Annotated in this window: 15 protein-coding genes (1 of these 15 only partly in view); 6 read left to right on the top strand and 9 right to left on the bottom strand. The window is 75.6% G+C overall.

Annotated features, from left to right (window positions below; genetic code table 11):
* Nucleotides 1–183 precede the first annotated feature (183 nt).
* Both FHU28_RS16865 and FHU28_RS16860 read left to right on the top strand, forming a co-directional pair.
* Nucleotides 184–1134, top strand: a complete 951-nt coding sequence (locus FHU28_RS16865; protein ID WP_184689628.1) for a SpoIIE family protein phosphatase — start codon at nt 184–186, stop codon at nt 1132–1134.
* Nucleotides 1135–1258: 124 nt separating this feature from the next.
* A complete protein-coding gene (locus FHU28_RS16860) occupies nt 1259–2479 on the top strand; it encodes a PucR family transcriptional regulator (RefSeq protein ID WP_184685311.1) in 1221 nt (406 codons plus the stop codon).
* Between the two features lie 49 nt (nt 2480–2528).
* Here the strand turns inward: FHU28_RS16860 and FHU28_RS16855 are convergent, their stop codons facing one another.
* Nucleotides 2529–2759: a cation:proton antiporter regulatory subunit gene (locus FHU28_RS16855; RefSeq protein WP_184685310.1), complete on the bottom strand. Its 231-nt coding sequence runs from the start codon at nt 2757–2759 to the stop codon at nt 2529–2531.
* A gap of 370 nt (nt 2760–3129) precedes the next feature.
* Here FHU28_RS16855 and FHU28_RS16850 point away from each other — a divergent pair, with 370 nt between their 5' ends.
* From FHU28_RS16850 to FHU28_RS16840, 3 genes are read left to right on the top strand one after another with little or no spacing between them, the layout of a single operon-like run.
* Complete coding sequence (locus FHU28_RS16850; RefSeq protein WP_184685309.1) at nt 3130–3969, top strand: rod shape-determining protein; 840 nt, start codon at nt 3130–3132, stop codon at nt 3967–3969.
* 2 nt (nt 3970–3971) lie between these two features.
* A complete protein-coding gene (locus tag FHU28_RS16845) occupies nt 3972–4286 on the top strand; it encodes a TraR/DksA family transcriptional regulator (RefSeq protein WP_184685308.1) in 315 nt (104 codons plus the stop codon).
* Nucleotides 4287–4334: 48 nt separating this feature from the next.
* Nucleotides 4335–5282 (top strand): acyltransferase domain-containing protein, encoded by a 948-nt coding sequence (locus tag FHU28_RS16840; protein ID WP_184685306.1) that lies wholly within the window; start codon nt 4335–4337, stop codon nt 5280–5282.
* On the opposite strand, the gene FHU28_RS16835 is transcribed toward FHU28_RS16840, so the two are convergent.
* The 6 genes from FHU28_RS16835 to FHU28_RS16810 all read right to left on the bottom strand — a co-directional run bounded on the left by FHU28_RS16835 (nt 5283) and on the right by FHU28_RS16810 (nt 11620).
* Nucleotides 5283–5831: a P-loop NTPase family protein gene (locus tag FHU28_RS16835; protein ID WP_184685303.1), complete on the bottom strand. Its 549-nt coding sequence runs from the start codon at nt 5829–5831 to the stop codon at nt 5283–5285. It lies immediately after the preceding gene.
* A gap of 46 nt (nt 5832–5877) precedes the next feature.
* On the bottom strand, nt 5878–7101 hold the full coding sequence (locus tag FHU28_RS16830) for a multidrug effflux MFS transporter (RefSeq protein WP_184685301.1): 1224 nt from the start codon (nt 7099–7101) through the stop codon (nt 5878–5880).
* 220 nt (nt 7102–7321) lie between these two features.
* Nucleotides 7322–9478, bottom strand: coding sequence for a 2-oxo acid dehydrogenase subunit E2 (locus tag FHU28_RS16825; RefSeq protein WP_184685299.1), 2157 nt, complete (start codon nt 9476–9478; stop codon nt 7322–7324).
* Nucleotides 9475–10377 carry a thiamine pyrophosphate-dependent dehydrogenase E1 component subunit alpha gene (locus FHU28_RS16820; protein WP_184685297.1) on the bottom strand — a complete coding sequence of 301 codons (903 nt, stop codon included), beginning with the start codon at nt 10375–10377 and terminating at the stop codon, nt 9475–9477. The genes FHU28_RS16825 and FHU28_RS16820 overlap by 4 nt, the downstream gene beginning before the upstream one ends.
* The gene (locus FHU28_RS16815) at nt 10374–10613 is read right to left on the bottom strand and encodes an acyl carrier protein (RefSeq protein WP_260413037.1); all 240 of its coding nucleotides are present in this window, start codon (nt 10611–10613) and stop codon (nt 10374–10376) included. The genes FHU28_RS16820 and FHU28_RS16815 overlap by 4 nt, the downstream gene beginning before the upstream one ends.
* Nucleotides 10610–11620, bottom strand: coding sequence for a 3-oxoacyl-ACP synthase III family protein (locus tag FHU28_RS16810; protein WP_184685295.1), 1011 nt, complete (start codon nt 11618–11620; stop codon nt 10610–10612). Before FHU28_RS16810 ends, FHU28_RS16815 begins: the two co-directional genes overlap by 4 nt.
* A 105-nt stretch (nt 11621–11725) precedes the next feature.
* Between FHU28_RS16810 and FHU28_RS16805 the strand changes: the two genes are divergently transcribed.
* The gene (locus FHU28_RS16805; RefSeq protein ID WP_260413033.1) at nt 11726–13987 is read left to right on the top strand and encodes a lantibiotic dehydratase family protein; all 2262 of its coding nucleotides are present in this window, start codon (nt 11726–11728) and stop codon (nt 13985–13987) included.
* Here the strand turns inward: FHU28_RS16805 and FHU28_RS16800 are convergent.
* Together FHU28_RS16800 and FHU28_RS16795 are read right to left on the bottom strand one after the other, a co-directional pair.
* Entirely contained in the window at nt 13949–19252 is a 5304-nt protein-coding gene (locus FHU28_RS16800; protein ID WP_184685291.1) for a non-ribosomal peptide synthetase/MFS transporter, read from the bottom strand. The two genes, FHU28_RS16805 and FHU28_RS16800, sit on opposite strands and share 39 nt — an antisense overlap.
* Nucleotides 19249–22334 carry the 3' portion of a type I polyketide synthase gene (locus tag FHU28_RS16795; protein ID WP_311773602.1) on the bottom strand. It continues 1270 nt past the right edge of the window, so 3086 of the gene's 4356 nt are visible here — the last part of the coding sequence; its start codon lies off the right edge, out of view; its stop codon occupies nt 19249–19251. The genes FHU28_RS16800 and FHU28_RS16795 overlap by 4 nt, the downstream gene beginning before the upstream one ends.

Genomic DNA, 22334 nt, shown 5'->3' with positions numbered 1-22334 from the left:
TCAAGATCGACGCCCGGTACGTCAACCCTAACTGGCGATGCGGCGAGACAAAATGTCGAGAGAATCACGCGCTCGTGTCGTGTCACCCGGGCCCGGCTCAGGGTAAGGAGTGAGGTTAGGTCTCGGCCGGTACGCCGTCGCCGCCCGGCAGGCACCCCCGATAGGGTGTTGGGCGTGCTGCCGATGCGAGCCGCCCTGGCGGGCACCACCGGGAACGCGGTGCTGATGGGTGTCGCCGAGGTCGGCACCCCGATCGGCTGGGTGCTGCTGCCCGGCCTGCTCGGCGTCTCGGCCCGGCCCCGAGTGGCGGCGCTGGTGTCGGCGTGGGCGGGCGTGCTGGTGGTGGCGTCGGTCCTCGTACCGGTGATCCCCGGTCATCGCACCGACCCGCAGGCGCTGCTCGCCTCCGCGGTCAGCCTGTCCGCGGTGCCCCTGCTGGCCTGGGCCCGCCGACGGACGCGGACCGCGTCGGTGACGCGCGCCACCGGGCCGCCGGACGTCGCGGTCTTCACCGTGCCGGCCGGGCCGGGAAGCGCGGCGCTGGCGGTCTGCGGCTCGCCCGGTGAGATCGGCGCCGCCGTTCCGCTGCGCGGCGGCGGGCTTCTCGCCCTGGTCGGCACGGTCACCGGCGCCGCGCTGGACACGCCCGCCGGGCGGCGGGCGGTCGAGCAGACGTTCCGCCGGCACGCCCGGCCGGCAGCGTCGCCGCCGCACCTCGCCGGCGTGCTCGACCAGGCGGTACGCGACCTCGCGCCGGCGGGTCACCTGCTCGCCACGATCGTGCGGGTGGACCGGTCCGGCGCGGTGGAGGCGGTGCGCTGCGGCTCGCCCGACCTGATCACCGTCGGCGGAGACCGGGCCGACCTCGCCGGGGTGCCGGCGGGCCCGGCGCTCGGCTCCACCACTGTCCCGGCCGGGGACGCGCCGCCGTCGCCGGTCACGGGCCGACGGGTCGCCGTGGTCGGCGCCACGTTCGCCGACGCGCACGGCGAGCGCTGGGCTCGCGTACTCGATCAGGTGGCGGCCGACGACGACCCGGCGAGGGCGGCGCGGGGGCTGACCCGCGGTCCCCGGGGTGGGCGGCGGATCGGTCCGGCGCTCGTGGTCGACCCGGGCCCGCCGTCGCGGGCATGAAACCGGGCGCGCCCGCTCCCGGACCGGCCGCGCGGGCCGGTCGCGTCCGCCGGCGCCGGACCCGCGGCCTACGCTGGGCGCGGTGGGCCGGCATCGGATGCCGGCCCGGCACGGGGAGACCGCGATGACCGACAACGTCCGCCGGCCGGCGCCGGCCGCGGGCGGCGAGGACGAGCAGTGGCTGGCCGAGGTGGCCCGCGAGGCGAGCGCCGACGCCGGTGGCGTGCCTGTGGAACTGCTCGGCGACTACCTGCGGCTGCTGACCGACGCGGCGGTGACCGGCCGCCGTCCGCGCCGCGCCGAACTCGACGCGGTCGGCGCCCACGGCCGGCGCGCGGCCGAGCAGGGGGTGTCCGCCGGACGCGCGGTACGCCTCTACCTGTCCGCGGCGCGGCGGGTGTGGCGGCAGCTTCCGCACCTGGACCGCTCCGACGACAGCGAGGCGGTCCGCGCTGCCGCCGACGCCGTGCTGCACGTGGTCGACACCGCCGTCGCCACGCTCGCCGAGGGCTACGCGGTGGCCCGGCGGGAACTGGTCCGGCGCGAGGAGTCGCTGCGCCGGGAACTCGTCGACGACCTGCTGCGCGGGGACTCCGACCTCGGCGGACTGGTGGAACGGGCCGAGCCGTTCGGGCTGGACCTGGCCCGCGTACACCAGGTCGCGCTCGCCGCGCCCGGCCGCCGGCTGCCGGACACGGAGGCGGCGATCAGCGCGCTGGAACGGGCCGTCTTCGACCGGCTGGGTGACCGGGACGTCCTGGTGGCCACGAAGGAAGGGCTGCTCGTGGTGATCGCCCCGGCCGATCCGGTGGCCGGCGACCGGGGCCGCGGGCCGGCCGGGAATCTGGGCACGCTGATGCACGGTGAGCTGGACCGCCTGGTGCGGGGCCGGCCGTGGCAGGTGGCGGTGGGTCGCCCGCACCCCGGCGTGTACGGCATCGCCCGCTCCTACGAGGAGGCGCGGGAGGCGCTGACCACGGCGCGGCGGCTGCACTCCGACACGTCCGTGATCGACGCGCACGACCTGCTCATCTACCGCGTCCTGCTGCGCGACCAGCCCGCCATGGTCGACCTGGTCCGGGCGGTGCTGACGCCGCTGGCCCAGGCGCGCGGCGGCGCCGAGCCGCTGCTGGACACGCTGAACGAGTACTTCGCCTGCGGCGAGGTCGGCACCGAGGCGGCCCGCCGGCTGCACGTCTCCGTCCGCACCGTCACCTACCGGCTGGCCCGCGTCCGGGCGCTGAGCGGCTACGACCCCGCCGACGCGCGGGACCGGTTCACGCTGCACGCCGCCGTCCTCGGCGCGCGGGCGCTGGACTGGCCGCGCAAGCCGCTGCCAGCCTGACACTCAGGCCGCTGCCGGCCTGACACTCAGGCCGCTGCCGGCGTCACGCTCAGGCGGGAACGGCGACCAGCTCCGGGAAGCCGAGCAGGTTCGCCAGGGCCGAGGCCTCGTCGCGGGTGAGGCTGAGCGTCACCATGCCGTCCGGGTCGTCCGGGTCGTCGTGGACGACGTCGCGCCGGCCGCCGGTGTGGTAGTCGATCACTCCGATGCGGCGGCCCTCTTCGGTGGTCAGCGTGTGCCGTACCCCGATGCCGGGGAGGAACGTGCGTTCGATGATCACGGGAACCTCCTCACGTCAACCATAGCTCCGGGGGGTGCCCGGATCGGTTGTCCAGTGACCGGCAATCATTCGGCCCTTTGTTGGCCGGTAGCGGGCAATGCCGAGCGCGGTTTTCCGGGCGACGCTGGAGGTCCCAGGCGGTACCCGAGCAGCGAGGAGGTGGTGACCATGACCCGCACGTCGATGGCTTCACCACCGGTGTTCGCCGGTCTCGGCGCGTCCCGGTCCGCGAGCGGCGACCAGCGGCGCGCCTGAGCCCTGGCCGCCGGCGCCGTCGAGCGAATCCGGCGTCCGGCCCCGGCCCCCCGGCCACACCCCTTCCCCGCACCGTCCACCGCCCGGTTGGGCGCCTGATCCGAAAGAGGTCGGTATGCCGCATCCCGTCACCGTTGCCCGTTCAGCGGCGCGTACCGGTCTGCTGATCGGCCGGTCCCACACCACCCGCCCGCCGGTCGCCGTCGACGCGGCGCCGATCGCCGTGGACCTCGGCAGCAGCGTGCTGCGGATCTGGCTGGGGCCGGGCCGGACGCTCAGCGTCCCGCTCGGTCACGGCCTGCGCAGCCCGGTCGTGCGGCGCGGGCGGATCGTGGACGGTCCGGCCTGTGTCACCGAGCTGCGACGCATCCTGCGTGACCACCGCACGTCGGTGCCGGTCGGCGGGCTCGTGGTGGCCTGCCGGCCGGTGCTGGCCGCGCCGGCCGAGCAGGAGGCGACGCGCCGCGTGCTCGCCGCCGTCCTGGCGCCGTCCCGGCTGCTGTTCCTCGACAGCGTCCGGGCGGGCGCCATCGGCGCCGGCGCCGCCGCCGGCACCCTGCTGCTCGCCGACATCGGCGCGCAGCTCACCGAGGTGGCGTTGCTGGAGGACGGCCGTGTCGTGGCCGCCCGCCGTGCGGAGGTCGGCACCCGCGACCTGAACCACGCGACGACCGCCGGCATGCTCGCCGACGCCGCCGCGCGACTGGTCCGTGAGCTGCGCCAGGACCCGGCGTTGCGGCCCCTGGTCCGCACGTCCCTGGCCCGCGGCGTGATCGTCATCGGCGACGGCGCGACCCGGCCCGACGTGACCGCCCGGATGGTCTCGACACTCGGCGCCGCCGTTCACCGCGCCGCCTCACCCCGGACCGCCGCCCTGACCGGCGCCGGCATGGCCGCCATCTCGGCCCTGCGCCACCCGCACGACACCAAGCGCCGCCCGGAAAGGAGCGCCTGATCATGACGCACGCCCTGAACGACCGCACCGACACCCTGCGGGAACTGCTGGACCGGCAGTTCAACGAGTACACCGACCAGCTCACCGAGCTGACGCTGCACACGCGGCAGCCCGACCACGGCGGCCACGACCCGGACACCCTGCGCCGGCTGATCGAGGCCGCGCGCCAGGGCGTCGCGGACAGCGCCCAGGCGCTCAAGCGCATGTCCGAGGGCACGTACGGCGTCTGCGAGCGCTGCGGCCAGGACATCCCCACCGCCCGCCTGGAGATCCGCCCCTCGGCCCGCTTCTGCGTGCCGTGCCAGCAACGGCGCTGACACCGCACGGGGCTGCCGGCGCGGACGCCGGCCGGTAGCGTCGTCCCCATGGATGTGGACGACGTCGCCGGCCGGCTCGGCGTGCCCGCCGAGGAGATCGACAGGGTGCGCCGGCTCGCCGGCGACCGGCCGTCCGCGCCGCTGCCCGCCCAGGCGGACGCGCCCGCGCTGCTGCAGCGGCTCGCGGTCCGCCCCGACGACGCCGCCGAGATCATGGCGGCCTGGCCCGAGCCGGAGTCCCCACTGTGGACACCGGAGCTGCGCTGGCTGCTCGACCGCTCGATCGCCCTGGTCCGGGCCGACCTCGGTGGCTTCGGCTGGCTGCCGCCGGGCCCGGCGCTGCCCCGCGACCGGGGACCGGCCTGGCGGCACCTCTACGCCTACGCGTACCTGGCCCTGGTCGACGTCGTCCGGGCGTACCACGCCGACCACGGCGTCCCCGACGAGGTCTCCTGGGCGACGCTCGCCGACCTGGGCAACAACCTCGCCGTCGACCGGCGGATGCACGGTGAGGGCTGGCCGGTCATGCAGGCATGGCTGACGCTGCACGCGCGCGGCGGCATCTACGACCTGGGCCGCCTGCAGCACCAGCGCGGCGACACCGGGGCCGTCGACCTGCACATCCCCGACTCGGGGCCGCTGACCCCGGAGGCGGTCGACGCGTCGCTGGAGCGGGCCCGGACGTTCTTCCCGCGCCACTTCCCCGACGAGAGCTACACCGCCTTCTCCTGCGGCTCCTGGCTGCTCGACCCGCAGCTGAGCGAATACCTGCCGGAGGACTCCAACATCGTCCGGTTCCAGCGGCGGTTCACGCTGGAGCCCTACCAGCAGATCGACGGGCTGGACGGCGACGTCGAGGTGCTGCGCTTCGTCTTCCGCAGCCTGAACACGCCGCTGGACCGGCTGCCCCGCCGCACCGCGCTGCAGCGCGCCGTCATCGACCACCTGCGGGCCGGCCGTCACTGGCAGTGGCGTCGCGGCCGCTTCCCGATGTAGTCACGTCCCGCGCCGGCCCGGCGCCGGCGAGCCACTCGCCAGCCAGTCGTCGAGGGCGGCCGGGTCGGTGAACAGCAGCACCGGCGGTCCGGCCGGGTCGGCCGCCCAGGCCCGCAGGCGCCGGCGCGCCCGGCTGAACCCGGTGACGTGCCAGACCACCACCGAGTCGCGGGACAGCACGCTTCCCCACGACTCCCGGTTGCCGTTGCAGATCTCCTCGCCACTGGCCAGCCGCTGCCGCGTACGCCGCAGCAGCCGCCGGAACGAGACCCCGCGCGGGTAGTCCAGCCCGATCACCAGGTCGACGCGGCCGAGCACCACGTCCCGCCAGCCGTGGTAGGCGCCGTCGAGGATCCATCTGTCGCGCCGGCAGATCTCCTCGATCCGCCGCCGCTGCTCGGCGACCGGCACCTCCACCCAGCCCGGTTCCCACAGCAGGTCGTCGACCGGATACCAGGGCAGGTCGAAGCGCTGCGCCAGCCGTGCGGCCAGCGTCGACTTGCCGGACCCGTGGATCCCCTCGACCAGGATGCGGGCCGGGGCGGTCATGGCAGCAGCGTAGGCGCCGCGCGCACCCGCGCCGCCGGGCGGTCCGTCAGTGCGCGACCGCGACCGCCGGATCCGCCTCCAGTCCGGCGAGCTGGGACGGCCGCACGACGACCAGCAGCACCACCAGGGCGGCCACCATCCCGCCGGCCACCACCAGCGCCATCGCCACCGCGCCGGTGCCGAGCACGCCGACCAGCGGCGCCGCCACCGCGCCCACACCGAACTGCACCGCACCGAGCAGAGCGGACGCGGTGCCGGCCGCCTCGCCGTGGCGGGACAGGGCCAGCGCCGGGGCGTTCGGCATGGCCAGGCCCGCCGCCGCCAGCACCACCCACAGCGACACCAGCAGCGCGGGCAGCCCGCCGAAACCGGTCGCGGCGAACACCAGCAGCGCCAGCCCGGCCACCGTGCCGCCCACCAGCGAGGCCACCAGGATCCACTGGGACGGGTAGCGGCGCAGCAGCCGCACGTTGTACTGCGTCGCGCCGATCAGGCCCACCGCGCCCGCCCCGAACGCCAGCCCGAACTCCTGCTCGTCGAGGCCGTACCCGTCCTGAAGGACGAACGACGAGCCGGCCACGTACGCGAACAGCGCCGCCATGGCCAGGCCGGCCACCAGGACCAGGCCGACGAAGACACGGTCCCGCAGCAGCCCGCCGTAGTTCATCACGGTCGCCACGACTCCGCCGCGCTGACGGCGCGCGGGCGGCAGCGTCTCCGGCAGGGCGAGCGTGGCCAGCACGACGAGCAGCACCCCGAAGACGGCGAGGACCACGAACACGCCGCGCCAGTCCGTCCACCGCAGCACACCGCCGCCGAGCGTCGGGGCGAGGACCGGCGCCGCGCCCATCACCAGCAGCAGCCGGGACAGCATCGTGGCGAACGCCGACCCGCTGAACAGGTCACGCACCACAGCCATCGCGACGACGGCGGTCGCGGCGACGCCGAGGCCCTGCACGACCCGCAGCACGCCCAGGACGGCGACGTTCGGGGCGACCACGCACAGCGCCGACGCCACGATGTGCAGCAGCAGACCGGCGATCAGCGGACGGCGCCGCCCGACCGCGTCAGACAACGGCCCGATCAGCAGTTGCCCGACGGCGAGCCCGGCGAGCGTCCCGGTGAGCGTCAACTGCACCGCCGCCGACGTGGTCGCGAAGTCCGTCACGATCGCGGGCAGCGCGGGCAGGTACATGTCGATGGTCAGCGGACCCACAGCGATCAGCGAGCCGAGGACCAGCACGAGCTTCAGCCGCTGGGCGCGGCTCATCAGGTCACCGGGGGTCGGGCCGGGCGTCGGAAGCGGGCCGGGGGCGGCATCGGTCAACGGGGAGATCTCCGTCCGGTCGGCGTGCGGCCGGGCGGAAGACGGTGCGGCACTCACACCCTCAGTCAAATACGCCCCGGACGGGCGCATTCCCGTCTCGGCCAGAGGTAACGCAGGTCACGCCCCTCGCGACGCCGTCCCGACCCCGGGCCGGGCCCGGCCGTCAGCGTTGCAGGGCCTCGCCGAGCGCGGCCAGGTACGCCCCGGCCTGCGCCCCGTTCACCAGCCGGTGGTCGTAGGCCAGGCCCAGGTCCGCCACCATCCGCTCGCGTACCCCGCCGTCGCCGTCGAGCACGACCTCGCGGTGCACGTCCGGCACCGACAGGGCGCAGGTGACGCCGGGCGGGATGATCGGCCGGGCCAGCGTGACGCCGGCTGTGTCGTTGAGCGCGACCAGGAAGGTCATGCCGGCCATGTCCTCCTCGCGCAGCCGGTTGCGCAGCGCCTTCATCCGCAGCTCGACCACCGCGTCGGCGAGGTCGCCGAGGTCCAGCCCGGCCGCGTCGCGGATCACCGGCAGGAACAGCCCGGTGCCGGCGTCCACGGTGACCCCGATCGCCGGTGCCGCCGCGTCGACGACCAGGCCGCCGTCGGTGAGCCGGGCGTAGAGGGCGGGGAACCGCTCGTGCAGCGCGGCCACGGCGGCGATGACGACCTCGGTCAGGCCGACCGCGGCGCCGGCCTCGTCGGCGGCGCGGCGTGCGTACGCGAGCGCGGCAGTGACGTCGACGCGCACGGCGGTGAAGGCGGCCGGGATCTCCCGGTGCGACGTCGTCACCACGTCGGCGATGCGACGTTGCGCCGGTGGCAGCGGCCGTCCCGGCGGCGCGGCCCGCGTCCCGGCTGCCGCCTCCGACTCCGGGTACGCCGGGGCGGGCACGCCCGGACCGGAGCCGGCGCGGGCGGGCGCATCCGGCACGGACGCGGCCTGGGCGGGCAGGGCCGGTGGCGTAGCCGGAGCGGGCACCGCCGCGGCGGGCAGGATGTGGCCGATTGTCGCGCCCGGGACGCAGTCGGCGCCGGCCGCCACGTCCTGACGCAGGATGCCCGAGTCCGGCGCGGGCAGTTCCTCGATCGCCTTGGACGTCTCGACCGCCGCGACCGGCTCGCCGGCCTCGACCGTGGCGCCGGCCGGGACCAGCCATTCCAGCAGCACGTAGCTGTCGTCGTTGGGGTTGAGCCTGGGTACGTCCACGGCGACGCCCCGCTGTGCCGCCGGGACCCGACCGGCGGGTGACGGACCGGTGCGCGCTGCCGCAATGGTGCCGGACCCGTCCGGCGACGGGGCGGACCGGTCGCGGGCCACCGGACCGGCGGGGAGGCGCATGATCCGATCCAGGATCGCGTCCGCGCCGAGCAGGACCGCTCGTTCCAGGTGCGGCGCGGACGGGATGACACGGTCGGCGGAGCTGACCAGCTCGACCGGGCCGCGCAGCAGCGGCCAGGCCTCGGCGTGGAGCCGGGCGGCGACCTCGCTGCCCCAGGTGCCGCCGGCAGTGCTCTCCTCGGCGACGATCACGCCGTCGGCGCCGTCGAGCAGGTCGAGCAGACCCTCGACGTCCACCGGATAGAGCCGCGCCGGGACCAGCACTTCGACGGTGCGCCCTCGCCGCGCCGCCTCCGTGGCGGCGGTGATCGCCCGGTTGGCGACCCCGCCGGGCGCGATGACGAGCGTCGGCGCGGCGGTGGCGGCCGGGTCGTGGACGCGGGCCCAGTTGCCGTCCCCGCCCCGCAGCTCGAAGGCGAGGCGGTCGTCGACGCGGTTGTCCACGTACCGCCGCTGGGTGTAGAGGATCTTGTCCTCGAACAGCATCGCCGGTTCGCCCCGGCTCAGCGCGGCGGCCAGCACGTCGGCCGCGTCGTGCAGCGGCGACAGCTCGTACAGCGCGAGGTGCGGGATGCCGATGAAGTGCTTCTGCGGGCTCTGGCTGTGCGTCGCGCCGTAGCCCCGCCCGCCGCCGACCGGGCAGCGGATCACCACCCGCATCGGGGTGCGCTCGCCGTACATGGTGACGGACTTGGTGAGGAGGTTGAGGATCGGGTCGAACGCGAGGCCGACGAAGTCCCCGAACATGATCTCCACGACGACGGTGTCGCCGCAGAGCGCCAGGCCGCCCGCGACGCCGGTGATGCCGTTCTCGCTCAGCGGCGTCGACAGCACCCGGTCCGGGTAGACGGTGGAGAGCCCCTGGGTGACCTTGAACGCCCCGCCGTACGGGTCGGCGACGTCCTCGCCCAGCAGCCAGGCCCGCTCGTCGGCGGCGAACAGCCCGTGCAGGGCACGGTTGAGGTTGCGGCTCACCCGTTCGGCGCGCGTCACGCCACGCCTCCCCGCGCCGCGGGCCGGGCCAGCACGTCGGCCGAGATCTCCGCGACCCGCCGCCGGGCCCGCGCGTCGGCGGCCGAGAACCGGTCCGGGTACGCGGCCGCGTACCGCTGGAGCCAGTCGAAGCGGCGCAGCCGGTCGAGTTCCTCGGCGGGCCGGGTGTCGTCGCCCTTGCTGTGCGGGCCGAGCCGCACCGTGTGCTGCACCAGCACGTGCGGCTGCCGGGTGGTACGGACCCGCTCGACGTGCGGCGCGGCGGCGGCCCGCACCTCGGCGAGGTCCAGCGAGTCGGACTCGCTCACTGTGATGCCGAACCCGGTGACCCGGCCGGCGATGGTGCCTGCGAGCTGCGCGCCGGTCGGGGTGGACTGGGCGATCCGGTTGTGCTCGACCACCACCAGCAGCGGCACCCGCCACAGCGCCGCCATGTTCAGCGCCTCGTAGACCGCACCCTCGCCCCAGGTGCCGTCCCCGATGTACGCGACCACGATCCGGTCCTGCCCGGTGCGGTTGAGGTGCAGCCCCACGCCGACAGCGGCGGGCAGGCTCTCGCCCTGCACGCCGGTGGACAGGAACCGCTCCCGGCGCAGGTGCTGGCTGCCGCCGTACCCGTGACACACCCCGCCCTCCCGGCCGAGCAGTTCCGCGAGCAGGCCCTCCGGGTCGCCGCAGTGGGCCAGGTAGTGCCCGTGCCCGCGGTGGTTGCTGAACACGAAGTCGCCGGTCAGCAGCGGGGCCAGCGCGACCGGGACGTACTCCTGGCCGAGGCAGGTGTGCGTGGTGCCGCCGAGGTGGCCGTCGGCGTACAGGCGGAGCAGCTGCTCCTCGAAGCGGCGGATGAGCAGCCCGGCGTCGAGGTCGGCGTCGTCGAGCGGGGACGGCGCGGCGGTCACTCCGGCACACCCCGCTGCGCGAGCAGCGCGCGCAGATCGGCCACCGACCGCACGGTCCGGATCTCCCGGGGCTTCAGCGCGATCCCGTACGCGTCCTCGACCGCCGCGACGATCTGGAGATGGCGCAGGCTCACCCAGGCGGCGGTGGTCGCGGGGCCGGTCTCGTCGTCGACCTGATCGACCGGCAGCTCCAGCACGTCGGCGACGAGCCGCACCAGCCGGCTGGACATGCTCATACCTCGATGATGGTACAGGCCCAGTGCGTGCCCCGGCCCAGCGAGATCAACGCGATCCGGTCGCCGTCGGCCAGCTCACCGGCGGCGAGCAGACGGCTCAGCCCGAACATCTGGTCCGCCGCGCCGAGGTGCCCGTACTCGGCCGCCAGCTCCCGGTTCGTGCGCTCCGGCGGCACCCCGTGCGCCTGCGCGAGCGACGTCATGGCGCGTTCGTTGTCGGCGACCAGGATCAGCCGCGCCAGGTCGGCGACCTTGACGCCGGCCCGCTCGCAGGCCCGCTCGGTGACCCGCACGGCCCGCTCGTCCAGGTGCCGGGCGTACTGCTCGAACTGCTCGGCGTCGTAGTCGAAGAACTCCATCACGTGCCACACGTCGCGGGCGGCCGGCGGCTCGGCGCCGGGGCCGAACGGCGCCGCCGCGCCACCGGTGTCGAGCCGGTAGAACCCGGCGTAGCGGCCGTCGGTGGCGGCCTCGGTGGCCTGCCAGCGCAGCCGGGGATGCCCGCGCCGGGCCACTGTGGCGACCGCGCCGTCGGAGAACACCATCGGCTGCGTGTCCATCCGGTTCCAGTACGCCTCACAGGTCCGGTTCGCGGCCACCACGAGCGCGTGGTCGTACCCGGGGTGGGTGGCGAACTTGCCGGCGACGGTGTCGAGGCTGAGCACGCCCGTGGTGCACGCCTGGGTGAGCAGCACCGCCTCGGCGCCGACCACGCCGAGCCGGTGCGCCAACTCGGCGGCGGCGTCCCAGTAGAGGTGTTCGGTGAGGTCGGTGACGGCCAGCACCAGCAGGTCCACCCGCTCGGCGGGCAGCGCGGCGGCGTCGAGGGCCCGGCGGGCGGCATCTTCGGCGAGGTCGGTGAGGCCGACGTCCGGCGCGCTGCGGTGCACCCGCCGGTAGCCGTAGCCGAGGACCCGCCGCACGTCGTCGGTGTACTGCCCCACCACGTCCGCCACCGGCGCCGGTTCGCCGAGCGCCTCGCCGAAGGACACCAGCCCGAAACTCATGGTCGACCGTCCCGCCGCTGATCCGCTGGTGCATACCATTCCCCCATGCCCCGAGAGCATCTCACGTCCCTGCCCGGAACCCCTTGGCACGTATGGCGTTCCGCGTTGCTCCGGTCGGCCGGTTTTCCGGCCGCCGGGATGCGGCGGTTCGCCGCGCCCGCGCTCGCGGCGGCGGCCGACAGGCATCTGCGCGGGGAGGGCGACGCGGCGGACTTCGGGGCCGCGTTCGACGCCGCCGCTACCGAACTCGGGCAGGCGGTCTACGACATCGCCTGCGACGACGCGTTCCGCACGGCGCTGATCTGGCAGAACCCGGCGGTCCTGCTCGCTGTCGACGCGATCCGGCGCGACGGCCCGCACGCCCCGCGCAATCTGCGCCGCCGCCACCGGGAGGAGGTGATCGCGAAGTACTGGCAGCGGTACTGCCTGAAGAACGACACAGTGGGCTTCTTCGGCCCCATCTGCTGGACCGAGCTGGGCGGCCCGGGTCCGGTCGCGACCGTACGCCCCGGCGCGGCTCTGACGCGTACCCGCAAGGTGTTCCTGGAACGGTGGGGCCTGGACGCGCTCGGCGAGTCGTTCGCCCGTGCGCCGGGCGTGCGGGACTGGCTGCCGGTGCGGCTGGCCCCGCACCTGACGGTGCGCGAGCGGGTGCTGCGGCACCCGCACCACCCGCCGCAGACGGTGACCGCAGCGACTGCGGCGCTGCTCGCGCTGGCGCAGCGGGGGCCGCGCGTCGCCGATCTGGTCGCCGCGCTGCTCGCGGACCCGGCGAGCGGCTTCCGCCGCGCCGCCGACGTGCACGCCCAGTTGGACGACCTCGCCGGGCGCGGCGTGCTGCGGATCGGCTTCGACCTGCCGGTCGACCTCACCGCCGAGGACGTGCTGCGCGAACAGTTGGCCGCGATCGGCGACGACACGGCCCGGGAACGGGTGCTCGGCGACCTGTCCACAGTGGGCGCGCTGCGCGACGCGGTGGCCGCCGCCGACGGCCCGGACGCACTAGCCGAGGCGATGTCCGCGTTGGACCGGCGGTTCGTGGAGCTGACCGGCCGGGCCGCGCGGCAGCAGCCCGGCGAGGTGTACGCCGGTCGCACGCTCTGCCACCTGGAGACGGTCCGCGACCTGGACGTCGGCTTCGGTGACGCGCTGCTGGAACGGCTCGCCCCGCTGGCGCCGCTGCTGCTGTCGGCGCGGTGGCTGACCTCGGCGATCGGTGCGGCGTACGCCGACGCGCTGACCGCCCTGTACCGCGACCTGGCGGCGGAGTCGGCCACCGTGGACGTTGCCCTGGCCGACCTGTGGTTCCTGGCGCAGGCGATGGTGTTCGGGGCGGACCCGCCCGGTGCCGCAGTCACCGCCGACTTCCTCGGCCGGTGGGCGACGGTGCTCGGCCTGGCCGACGCCGACGGCGACGCCCGGGAGCTGCGGTTCGACGCCGCGGAGCTGACCGAGCGGGTCGCCGCCGCCTTCCCCGCCACCGCGCCCGGCTGGGCCGCCGCCCGGATCCACAGCCCGGACGTGCACGTGTGCGCCACTGACGAGACGGCGCTGCTGCGCGGGGACTTCACGGTCGTGCTCGGCGAGCTGCACGTCGCCCTGGCCGCGTTCGACACGCACTTCTTCGCGTACGGGCACCCGGACCCGCAGCGGCTGCGCGACGGCATGCGCGCCGACCTGCCCGACGGCCGGGTACGGCTGCTGGCGCCGGTGGACTGGCCCCGGCACACGGCCCGGATCGCGGAGTGGCTGCACGGGCCCGCCGACGCCCAGATCGGCTTCGTCGACGCTCCCGGCGCCGACCCGGACCGCCTCGTGCCGATCACCGCCCTGACCGTGCGGCCGGACGCCGACGGCACGCTAACCGCGCACGCGGACGACGGCCGGCGGTGGCCGCTGCTGGAGGTGTTCGCGCCGCTGTTCGACTACCAGGTGTTCGACACGTGGAAGCTGGCCGGCAACGCCGGGCGCACGCCGCGCGTCACAGTCGACGGCCTGGTGCTGGTACGCGAGACGTGGCGCACCACGGTCGGCGAGACCGGCCTGCACACGGTCAAGGGCGAGCGGGAACGCTACCTCGCGGTACGCCGCTGGCGGCTGGCGATGGGCCTGCCCGAGCAGGTCTTCGTCCGGGTCGACACCGAACTCAAGCCCAGCTACGTCGACCTGACCAGCGGCGTCTACACCCGACTGCTGTGCACGCTGTTGCGGGGCGCGCACGCCAAGGGCGGCGACGGCGTCGGCCTGACGGTCACCGAGTTGCTGCCCGGCCCGGACGACGCCTGGCTGACCGACGGGGCCGGCCGGGCGTACGCCTCGGAGCTGCGGCTACAGATCGTCGACCCGGTGCCGGCGCAGGTGCGGTAGCCACTCGGTGGCGTCCGCCGGGGCGTCGGGGGTCTCGGTGTCGAACAGGCGCAGCCGGCGTACGCCGTAGGCGCCGAGCGACACCACAACCAGTGCCAGCCCGGACACCACGAACGCGAACCCGAGCCCTCGGCCGGGGCCGGTGCCGATCAGCGCGCCGACGCTGTCGGCCAGGGCGCCGCCCGGCGCGAACATCGGCTCCAGCAGCGACCCGCTCAGCGGCACCAGCACGGCGAAGCCCAGCGGCAGCGTCGCCCAGGTCAGCGTCTGGATGATCGCCAGTACCCGGCCGTGGAACCGCTGCGGCACCTTCACCTGGATGATCGACAGGTAGATGCCGTTGTGCAGGCCCAGGCCCAGGCCGACGCCGAAGCTGCCGAGCGCCACCAGCAGGAGGCTCGGGCGTACGCCGCTGAGCACCAGGCTGATCGCCACCCCGAACGCGATGGCGATCAGCGCGGGCATCCGGCGGCGGGTCGGGCCGCCCCAGATCGCGATGGCGAGTCCACCGAGGACCGCGCCCAGCGCCTCGGCGAACGCGACGGTGCCGACCTGGCCCATCGTGCCGAACGCGAGCACCATCGGCGGCACCAGCAGCAGGCTGGCCAGGCACAGGTTGTAGAGCGAGAAGAAGCCCAGCATGGCCCGGAACCCCGGTTCCGCCCACGCCATCCGCGCGCCGCCGACCAGCTCGGCCAGGAACGGCTCCTTGCGGCGGCGGCCGAGCAGGTCGGGGAAGCGCACCGCCACCAGCACACCGATCGCCGCCACGTAGCTCACGATGTCGATCACCAGTACGCCGGCCAGGCCGATCGCCGCGAGCAGGCCCGCCGCCAGCAGCGGCACGGCGAGCGAGCTGAGCCCGACCGCGAGTTGGGCGATGCCGTTGGCGTGGCCCAGATAGCGTTTCGGCACCACCTGCGGGATCGCGGCCAGGTAGGTGATGCGTTGGAACACCGACGCCGCGCCGAGCACACAGACGAGCGTGTAGACGGCTGCCAGTCCCATCCGGTCGGTCCACAGCAGCACTGCGAGAAGCGCCTCCGCGGTCACCGCTACCGCGCACGCGGCGAGCAGCACCCGGCGCCTGTCGAACCGGTCCGCGACCGCGCCCGCGACCGGCAGCGTCAGCAGCGCCGGAAGGTAGGCGATCACCCCGGACAGGCCGAACCACAGCATCGACCCGGTCTCCAGGTAGACCCAGACCGGCACCGCCCACTGGGTCAACGCCGAGCCGGTGGACGAGATCAGCTGGCTGGCGGTGAGCGCCAGGAACCGGCGTACCCCCGGCTGCACGGCGGCCTCGGCGGCAACCGGGTCGGTGCTCGTCGCGGCGAGTTCCCAGCCGTCACCGGCGAGCCGGCGCGGCGCGGCGGGCTCGGCCAGCCGGGGGTGAGTCCGGGTGAGCACCTCGGCGAGCGCCGCGGCCCGCTGCTTGACGAAGTAGTGCCCGGCCTGGTCCAGAACCACGAGCGCGGTGGACTCGCCGAGGAAGCTCCACTCGCGGTACCGCTCCTCGTAGTACTCGGTGAGCACGTCGTGGGTGCCGACGACCGAGATCACCGGCGTGGGCACCCGAACCGGCTCGGCGTCCAGCCACCCGGTGAACCGTTCCTGCGCCTCGGCGGCCTCCCGCCGTACGTGGTGGACGAACCGGTCGACCTGCGCCTGGTCGAGGTCGGCCAGCTCCGCGCCGATCGAGCGCAGGAACGTCTCGTAGCGCCGGTCCGCGCCCCGGGAGTCGGCCCAGTCGACGAGCCGGCCGAGCATGTTGTCCGGCCGCGCCGTCGGGAACACGCCCCCGGCGTAGATCGCCTCGATCGGGCGGCCCCGCTCGTGCAGCCGCCGGGCGATGCCGGTCAGCAGCGCGCCGCCGACGCAGTGGCCGTACAGGACCAGCGGGCCGTCCACGCGCTCCTGGATCTCGGCCACACACCGCTCGACGAGCTCGTCGAACGGCAGCTCGGTGTCGTCGACGCCGACGTCGTGGCCGGGGACCGCCACGGAGAACAGCGTGTGCCCGGGCGGCAGCGCGTCGGCGAGCGGCTGGTAGATGCTGGCCAGGCCGCCGCCGTAGGGCACGCACACGTAGGAGCGCACCCGCTGCCCCGGCGGGACCGGCCGGGTCAGCTCGTACAGCAGCGGGCGTTCCCGGTCGGCCGGGCCGTCGATCAGCGCGGCCAGCCCTTCCACCGTCGGGTGGGCGAACACGTCCATCACGCCGACGTCGACCTGCCCGTACACAGCGCGCAGCATGGCCAACATCCGGATCGCCAGCAGCGAGTGCCCGCCCAGCTCGAAGAAGTCGTCGTCGAGGCCGACGTCGGTGACGCCGAGTACGTCGCGCCAGGCGGCGGCGACCGCCTGCTCGACCGGGGTGACCGGCGTCCGGCGCTCCACCGCGGTGCCGCCGGACACCGGGGCGGGCAGCGCGGCGGTGTCGAGCTTGCCGTTGGCGGACAGCGGCAGCGCGTCCAGCCGCACGAACGCCGACGGCACCATGTACTCCGGCAGCCGCCGCTTCAGCGCCGCGCGCAGCGCGGCCGGGTCCGGGGCCTCGCCCGTCAGGTACGCCACGAGGCGCTGCTCGGCGGGCGTGGCGCCCCGGACGACGACTGCGGCGGAGCCGACGCCCGGCTGCTCGCGCAGCACCGCGGCGATCTCCCCCGGTTCGATCCGCAGGCCCCGCAGTTTCACCTGGTCGTCCATGCGGCCGAGGAACTCCAGCGTGCCGTCGGCATGCCAGCGGGCCAGGTCACCGGTGGCGTACAGCCGCCCGCCGGGCGCCCCGAACGGGTCGGGGACGAACGCGCAGGCGGTGAGCGCAGGCCGGTTCAGGTAGCCACGGGCCACCTGCACGCCGCCGAGGTGGAGCTGCCCGGCCACGCCTACCGGCGCCGGCCGCATCGCCTCGTCGAGCACGTAGGTGCGCACGTTGCGGATCGGCCCGCCGATCGGCACCCGGGTCACCCCGGCGAGCGCGGCGGGCGTGGCCGCCCAGGCGGTGACGTCGATCGCGGCCTCGGTGGGGCCGTAGAGGTTGTGCAGCGCGGCCGACGGGAACGCCGTCACGGCGCGGCGGGCCAGGTCCGGCGGCAGCTCCTCGCCGCTGCACACGATCCGCCGCAGCGACCCGCAGCGGGCCGGCCCGGCGGGGTCGGCGGTGGACAGGAACGCGTCGAGCATCGACGGGACGAAGTGGACAGTGGTGATCCGCTCCCGCTCGATCAGCTCCCGCAGGTACGCCGGGTCGCGGTGCCCGCCCGGCGCGGCGAGGACCAGCCGTGCGCCCACGATCAGCGGCCAGAACACCTCCCACACCGACACGTCGAAGCCGATCGGCGTCTTGTGCAGCACCGCGTCGTCCGGGCCGAGCGCGAACGCGTCCTGCATCCAGTCGAGCCGGTTGACGATCGCGGCGTGCTCGTTCACCACGCCCTTCGGCCGCCCGGTGGAACCGGACGTGTAGATCACGTACGCCGCGTTCCCCGGCCCGGCGGCGACGCGCTCGCCGGTGCGCGGCTGGTCCGGCGCGGTCAGCGGCAGCACCGCGCCCGGCGCCGTCAGCCCGTCCGGCATCTCGTCGGCGAGCAGCACCCCGGCGCCCGCGTCGGCCAGCATGAAGGCCAGCCGTTGCGCCGGGTGGTCCGGGTCCAGCGGCAGGTACGCCGCGCCGGCCCGGTGGATGCCGAGCAGCCCGGCGACCAGGCGGCTGGAGCGGGGCTCGTGGATCGCGACGACCGACTCCGGTCCCACGCCGTACGCGACCAGCCGCCGCGCCACCTGCTCGGCGGCCGCGGACAGCTCGGCGTACGTCATCAGGGTGTCGCCGTCGACGAGCGCCACCGCGTCCGGCGCGCGCCGGACCTGATCGTCGAAGAGCTCCGCCAGCGTGGTCCGGCGTACCGGGCCGTCGGTGGCGTTCCAGCCGGTGACCACCTTGGCGCGCTCGGCGTCCGACATGACCGGCAGCGCGCTCACCCGGGTGCGGGGCGCCGCCACGGCGGCGGCGAACAGCAGCAGGTAACGGTCGGCGAACGCCTCCATGCCGGCGCGCTCGAACAACGCCGTGCGGTACTCCAGCCGCAGCTCGTCCCCGGCGATCTCCAGCGACAGGTCGTCCATGGCGCCGCCGAACGCCTCGCCCCGGCCGGTCGGCAGGTGGTGGAACGTGAGCTGGTACAGCGGCGGCACGCCCGGGTCGCGCCGTACCGCCAGCTCCTCGACCAGCCGCTGGAACGGCATGTCCTGGTGGTCCCAGGCGTCGAGCACAACCCTGCGTACCCGGCGGACCAGGGTCAGGAACGGCGGGTCGCCCGACACGTCGACCCGCAGCACCAGCATGTTCATGAACATGCCGAGCAGCGGTTCCAGCTCGGCGCGGTCGCGGCCGGTCACCGGCATGCCGACCACCACGTCGTCGCTTCCGGACAGCCGGTGCAGCAGCGCGACGTAGGCGGCCAGCTGCACCATGAACGGGGTGGCGGCGGACTGCTGGGCCAGCTCGGGCAGCGCCCGCGTAACGTCAGCCGGCAGCGTACGGCGGACGTCTGCGCCGTCGAACGAGAGCGTCGGCGGGCGCGGCCGGTCGGTGGTCAGCGCGTGCACTGCCGGCAGGCCGGTCAACGCCTCCCGCCAGTACTCGCGCAGCTCGTCCCAGCGAGGGCCGTCGAGGCGGTCGCGGTCCCAGGCGGCGTAGTCGGCGTACTGGATGGGCAGGTCGGGCAGGTCCGGCTCGCGGCCCGCGACGGCGGCGGCGCACAGCTCGGTCAGCTCGGCGCGCAGGATGAGCAGGGACGTGCCGTCGAGGACGACGTGATGCCCGGCGAACAGCAGCCACCAGGTGTCCGGGCCGAGCCGCAGCAGCCGGGCCCGCCACAGCGGCGCGGTGTCCATCGGCAGGTCGAGGCCTGCGTACTCGGCGACGATCCGGGCACGGGCATCATTGCGCTCCGGCTCGGGCAGCCCGGACAGGTCGGTGACCGGCAGCTCGACCGGCACCGTGGGGTGGATGTCCTGGTAGAGCCGGCCGTCGTCGAGGCGCAGTGTGGTGCGCATGGACTCGTGCCGGTCGGTGACCGCCCGCAGCGCGGCGAGCGCCTGCTCCGGGCCGGCGCCCGGCGGCAGGGTGACCGCGTCGGTCATGGTGAACAACGGCTGCCCGGGGCTGAGCTGGGCAGTGAACCAGACCCGCTCCTGCGCGTAGGAGGCCGGGACCGTGTAGACGTCCTCCACCGGCGTGACGTCCTGCCGCGACTCCGTCATACCGGTCTCCGCAGGCGCGGGATGGGCGCCTCCGCGGACGCGGCGGCGGGTGGGGCGGCGCGCAGCGACTCGATCCGGGCCGCCATCGCCGACACGGTCGGCGCGTCGAACAGCACCCGCATGGACAGCCGGGCCCCGACCGCCTGGCGGATGCGCAGCACCAGTTGCGCGGCCACGAGCGAGGTGCCGCCGAGCCGGAAGAAGTTGTCATACGGGCCGACCTCGGCCACGCCGAGCACGTCCCGCCAGATCCGGGCGACTGTGGCGGTCAGGTCGCCGTCGGCGGCGGGCGCCGTCGAGGCGGTGGCGGCGGTGGCCGAGGCGAGCCGCCGCTCGTGCCCGGCGACAGCGGCCACCGTGTACGCGCCGACCGCCACCGAGCCGGTACGCCCCTCACCGAGGACCCGGTTCGCCGCGCCGACGGCCGCCGCCGGGGACAGCCCGTCGTGGTCGGGGACGCCCTCCTCCCGCCACGCTCCCCAGGCCAGCGACACGACTGGTGCCCGCCACCCGTGCGGGCCGCGCGCGTACGCGTCGAGGAACGCGTTGGCGGCCGTGTCGTCGGCGCGGCCCAGGCCGCCCGCGAGCGCTGTCACCGACGAGTTGAGCACGACGACGTCGAGCGGCAGGTCACCGAAGACCTCGCGCAGCGCCAGCGTGCCGGTGACCTTCGGCCGCAGTTCCGCCGCCGCCTCGGCCAGTCGCGACCCGGCGGACAGTCCGGTGTCGGGCAGCCGCGCGGCGTGGATGACTCCGTCGAGTCCGCCGAGGTCGCGCAGGACGTCGGTGCGTACCGCCCGCAGCGCGTCCACGTCGGTCACGTCGGCGCTGACGTGGCGGACCTGCGCGCCGGCCCGTTCCAGGGCCTCGATCACGCCCGGTGGTGGCTGCGTGGCGCGGCCGAGCAGCACCAGCCGCGCGCCCCGGCGGGCCAGCTCGGCGGCGAACGCGCCGCCGATCCGCCCCAGCCCGCCGGTGATCAGGTAGCGTCCGCCGTCGCGCAGGACCGGCCCCGGGCCGGTATGCCCACCCGGCCGGACCGCCGCGAACTCGCGGGTCCAGCGGCGCCCGCCCAGCCGCAGCGCGACCGACTCGGCCCGCTCGGCGCCGAGCAGTTCGTCAGCCACCGCGTGCGCGCCCGGGTCGGCCGGGTCGGCGTCGACCCAGTGGCAGCGCAGCCCCGGGCGTTCCAGCGGCACCGAGCGCACCACCCCGGCCACTGTGGCGTGCTCCGGGCGCAGCAGGTCGCTCCCGGTCACGTCGGCCGTCCCGGCGGTCACCACGTCCAGTTCCAGGTCGGCGGCCGGCAGCGCCTCCAGCAGCGTCAGCAGCGCGAGGTACCCGTGCTCCTGTGCCGCCGCCACGGCGTCCGCGTCGGCGCCGGCCGGGTCGCCGTCGAGCGCCCACGCGTGCACGATCCGGCCGGCGCGGCCGTCGTCGGCGCACTCGTCGAGCAGCCGCCGGTGGTCGGCGACGTTCGTCGGACGCAGCCGGAAGCCGTCCGGGCGGACCGCGAAGGCGGGCCCGGGACGGACCACTGTCACGTCCACGCCGCGCTCGCGCAGCCGGTCCGCGAGCGCCGTGCCCCGCTCCCCGGAGGCGAACAGCAGCAGCGGACCGGGTGCCCCGGCGGGCGCGGTGTCGGGCAGTTGACGCCAGACCGGGACCTCGACCACCCCGTCGTCGTACCGCCGGTCGGTGGCCGGTTCGGCGGGTGCGGCCACCGGCGCGGGGTCGATCCAGTACCGGGCCCGCTGGTACGGGTAACCCGGCAGCGGCACCCGGCGCGGCGTGCCGGAGGCGGGCAGGCGCACCGGCACCCCTGCGGTCCACAGCCGGCCCGCCGCCTCGTACGCGGTCTGCCGGTCGGTCAGCCGCTCCCCCGGCGCGGGCAGCGTGCGCAGCGGCGCCCGGGCCCCCTGCGGCAGGCTGAGCCGGGCGAGTCCGGCGAGTTGCCGGCCGGGGCCGCACTCCAGTAGCAGCCAGTCGTCGGCGGCGCCGGTAGCGGCGAGCGCCGCCACTGTGTCCCCGAACCGCACCGTCCGGCACAGCTGCCCGGCCCAGTACGCCGGGTCGGTGATCTGCGCGTCGGTGAACGGCGCGGCGGTCGCGGCGGAGAACACCGTCAGGTCCGGCGCCCGGCGCGGCACCGCCGCGACGAGCGCCGCGAACTCGTCGCGCACCGGCTCCAGCAGCGGCACGTGCATCGCGTACGGCGACCGCAGCAGCGTGCAGCCGATGCCGCGTTCGCGCAGCGCGTCGGCGGCGGCGGTGACCGGTTCCGGCGCGCCGGCCAGCACGCAGGTCTGCGGGCCGTTGCTGACCGCCACGGCGACGCCGTCGGGCAGCAGCGGCGCGATCTCCTCGGCGCCGCGCTGCACGGCGAGCATGCGGCCCTGCGGCGCGGCCTGGACCAGGCGGCCCCGGGCGGCGGCGAGCCGCAGCGCGTCGGGCAGGTCGAAGACCCCGGCCACGGTCGCGGCGACCAGCTCGCCGACGGAGTGGCCGATCATCGCGGCGGGCGTGACGCCCCAGTGCCGCCACAGCGTCGCGAGGGCGTACTCGACGGCGAACAGCGCGGGTTGCGCCACGGCCGGTTCGGCGAGCCGCTCGTCGGCGCCGGGTCCGGCGTCGAAGATCATGTCGCCTGCGTCCCAGCCGAGGATCGCGGCGCACTCGTCGACGGCGGCGGCGAACACCGGCTCGGTAGCGGCCAGCCGCGCGCCCATGCCGGGGTGCTGCGCACCCTGGCCCGGGAGCAGCAGACCCACGCGGGGCGGGGTCGCGGCGTCGCCGCCGGCCCGGCGCTTCGGGTCGGTGAGCGCCGCGGCCGCCCGGGCCCGGTCCACCGCGACGACCGCGGCCCGGTGCCGGTAGGCCGGCCGGCCGTCCCGCAACGTGTACGCCACGTCCCGCAGGTCCAGCTCGGGCTCGCCGGTGAGCCGCTCGGCCAGCCGGGCGCACGCCGCGGCCAGCGCCGCCGGGGTCGCGGCGGACACCTGGAGCAGCTCACCGCCCCCGGAGTCCGGCGCCGGGGGTACGCGCGGCGGCGCCTCCTGGAGCACCAGGTGCGCGTTCGTGC

Source organism: Micromonospora echinospora, assembly GCF_014203425.1.
GTDB lineage: Bacteria > Actinomycetota > Actinomycetes > Mycobacteriales > Micromonosporaceae > Micromonospora > Micromonospora echinospora_A.
This window is presented reverse-complemented; position numbering and strand designations above follow the sequence as displayed.

Bases quoted from the DNA above. Each gene is read 5' to 3' on its own strand.
- FHU28_RS16865 (WP_184689628.1), top strand. From the start codon at position 184: ATGCGAGCCGCCCTGGCGGGCACCACCGGGAACGCGGTGCTGATGGGT.
- FHU28_RS16860 (WP_184685311.1), top strand. From the start codon at position 1,259: ATGACCGACAACGTCCGCCGGCCGGCGCCGGCCGCGGGCGGCGAGGAC.
- FHU28_RS16850 (WP_184685309.1), top strand. From the start codon at position 3,130: ATGCCGCATCCCGTCACCGTTGCCCGTTCAGCGGCGCGTACCGGTCTG.
- FHU28_RS16845 (WP_184685308.1), top strand. From the start codon at position 3,972: ATGACGCACGCCCTGAACGACCGCACCGACACCCTGCGGGAACTGCTG.
- FHU28_RS16840 (WP_184685306.1), top strand. From the start codon at position 4,335: ATGGATGTGGACGACGTCGCCGGCCGGCTCGGCGTGCCCGCCGAGGAG.
- FHU28_RS16835 (WP_184685303.1), bottom strand. From the start codon at position 5,831: ATGACCGCCCCGGCCCGCATCCTGGTCGAGGGGATCCACGGGTCCGGC.
- FHU28_RS16830 (WP_184685301.1), bottom strand. From the start codon at position 7,101: ATGAGCCGCGCCCAGCGGCTGAAGCTCGTGCTGGTCCTCGGCTCGCTG.
- FHU28_RS16815 (WP_260413037.1), bottom strand. From the start codon at position 10,613: ATGAGCATGTCCAGCCGGCTGGTGCGGCTCGTCGCCGACGTGCTGGAG.
- FHU28_RS16810 (WP_184685295.1), bottom strand. From the start codon at position 11,620: ATGAGTTTCGGGCTGGTGTCCTTCGGCGAGGCGCTCGGCGAACCGGCG.
- FHU28_RS16800 (WP_184685291.1), bottom strand. From the start codon at position 19,252: ATGACGGAGTCGCGGCAGGACGTCACGCCGGTGGAGGACGTCTACACG.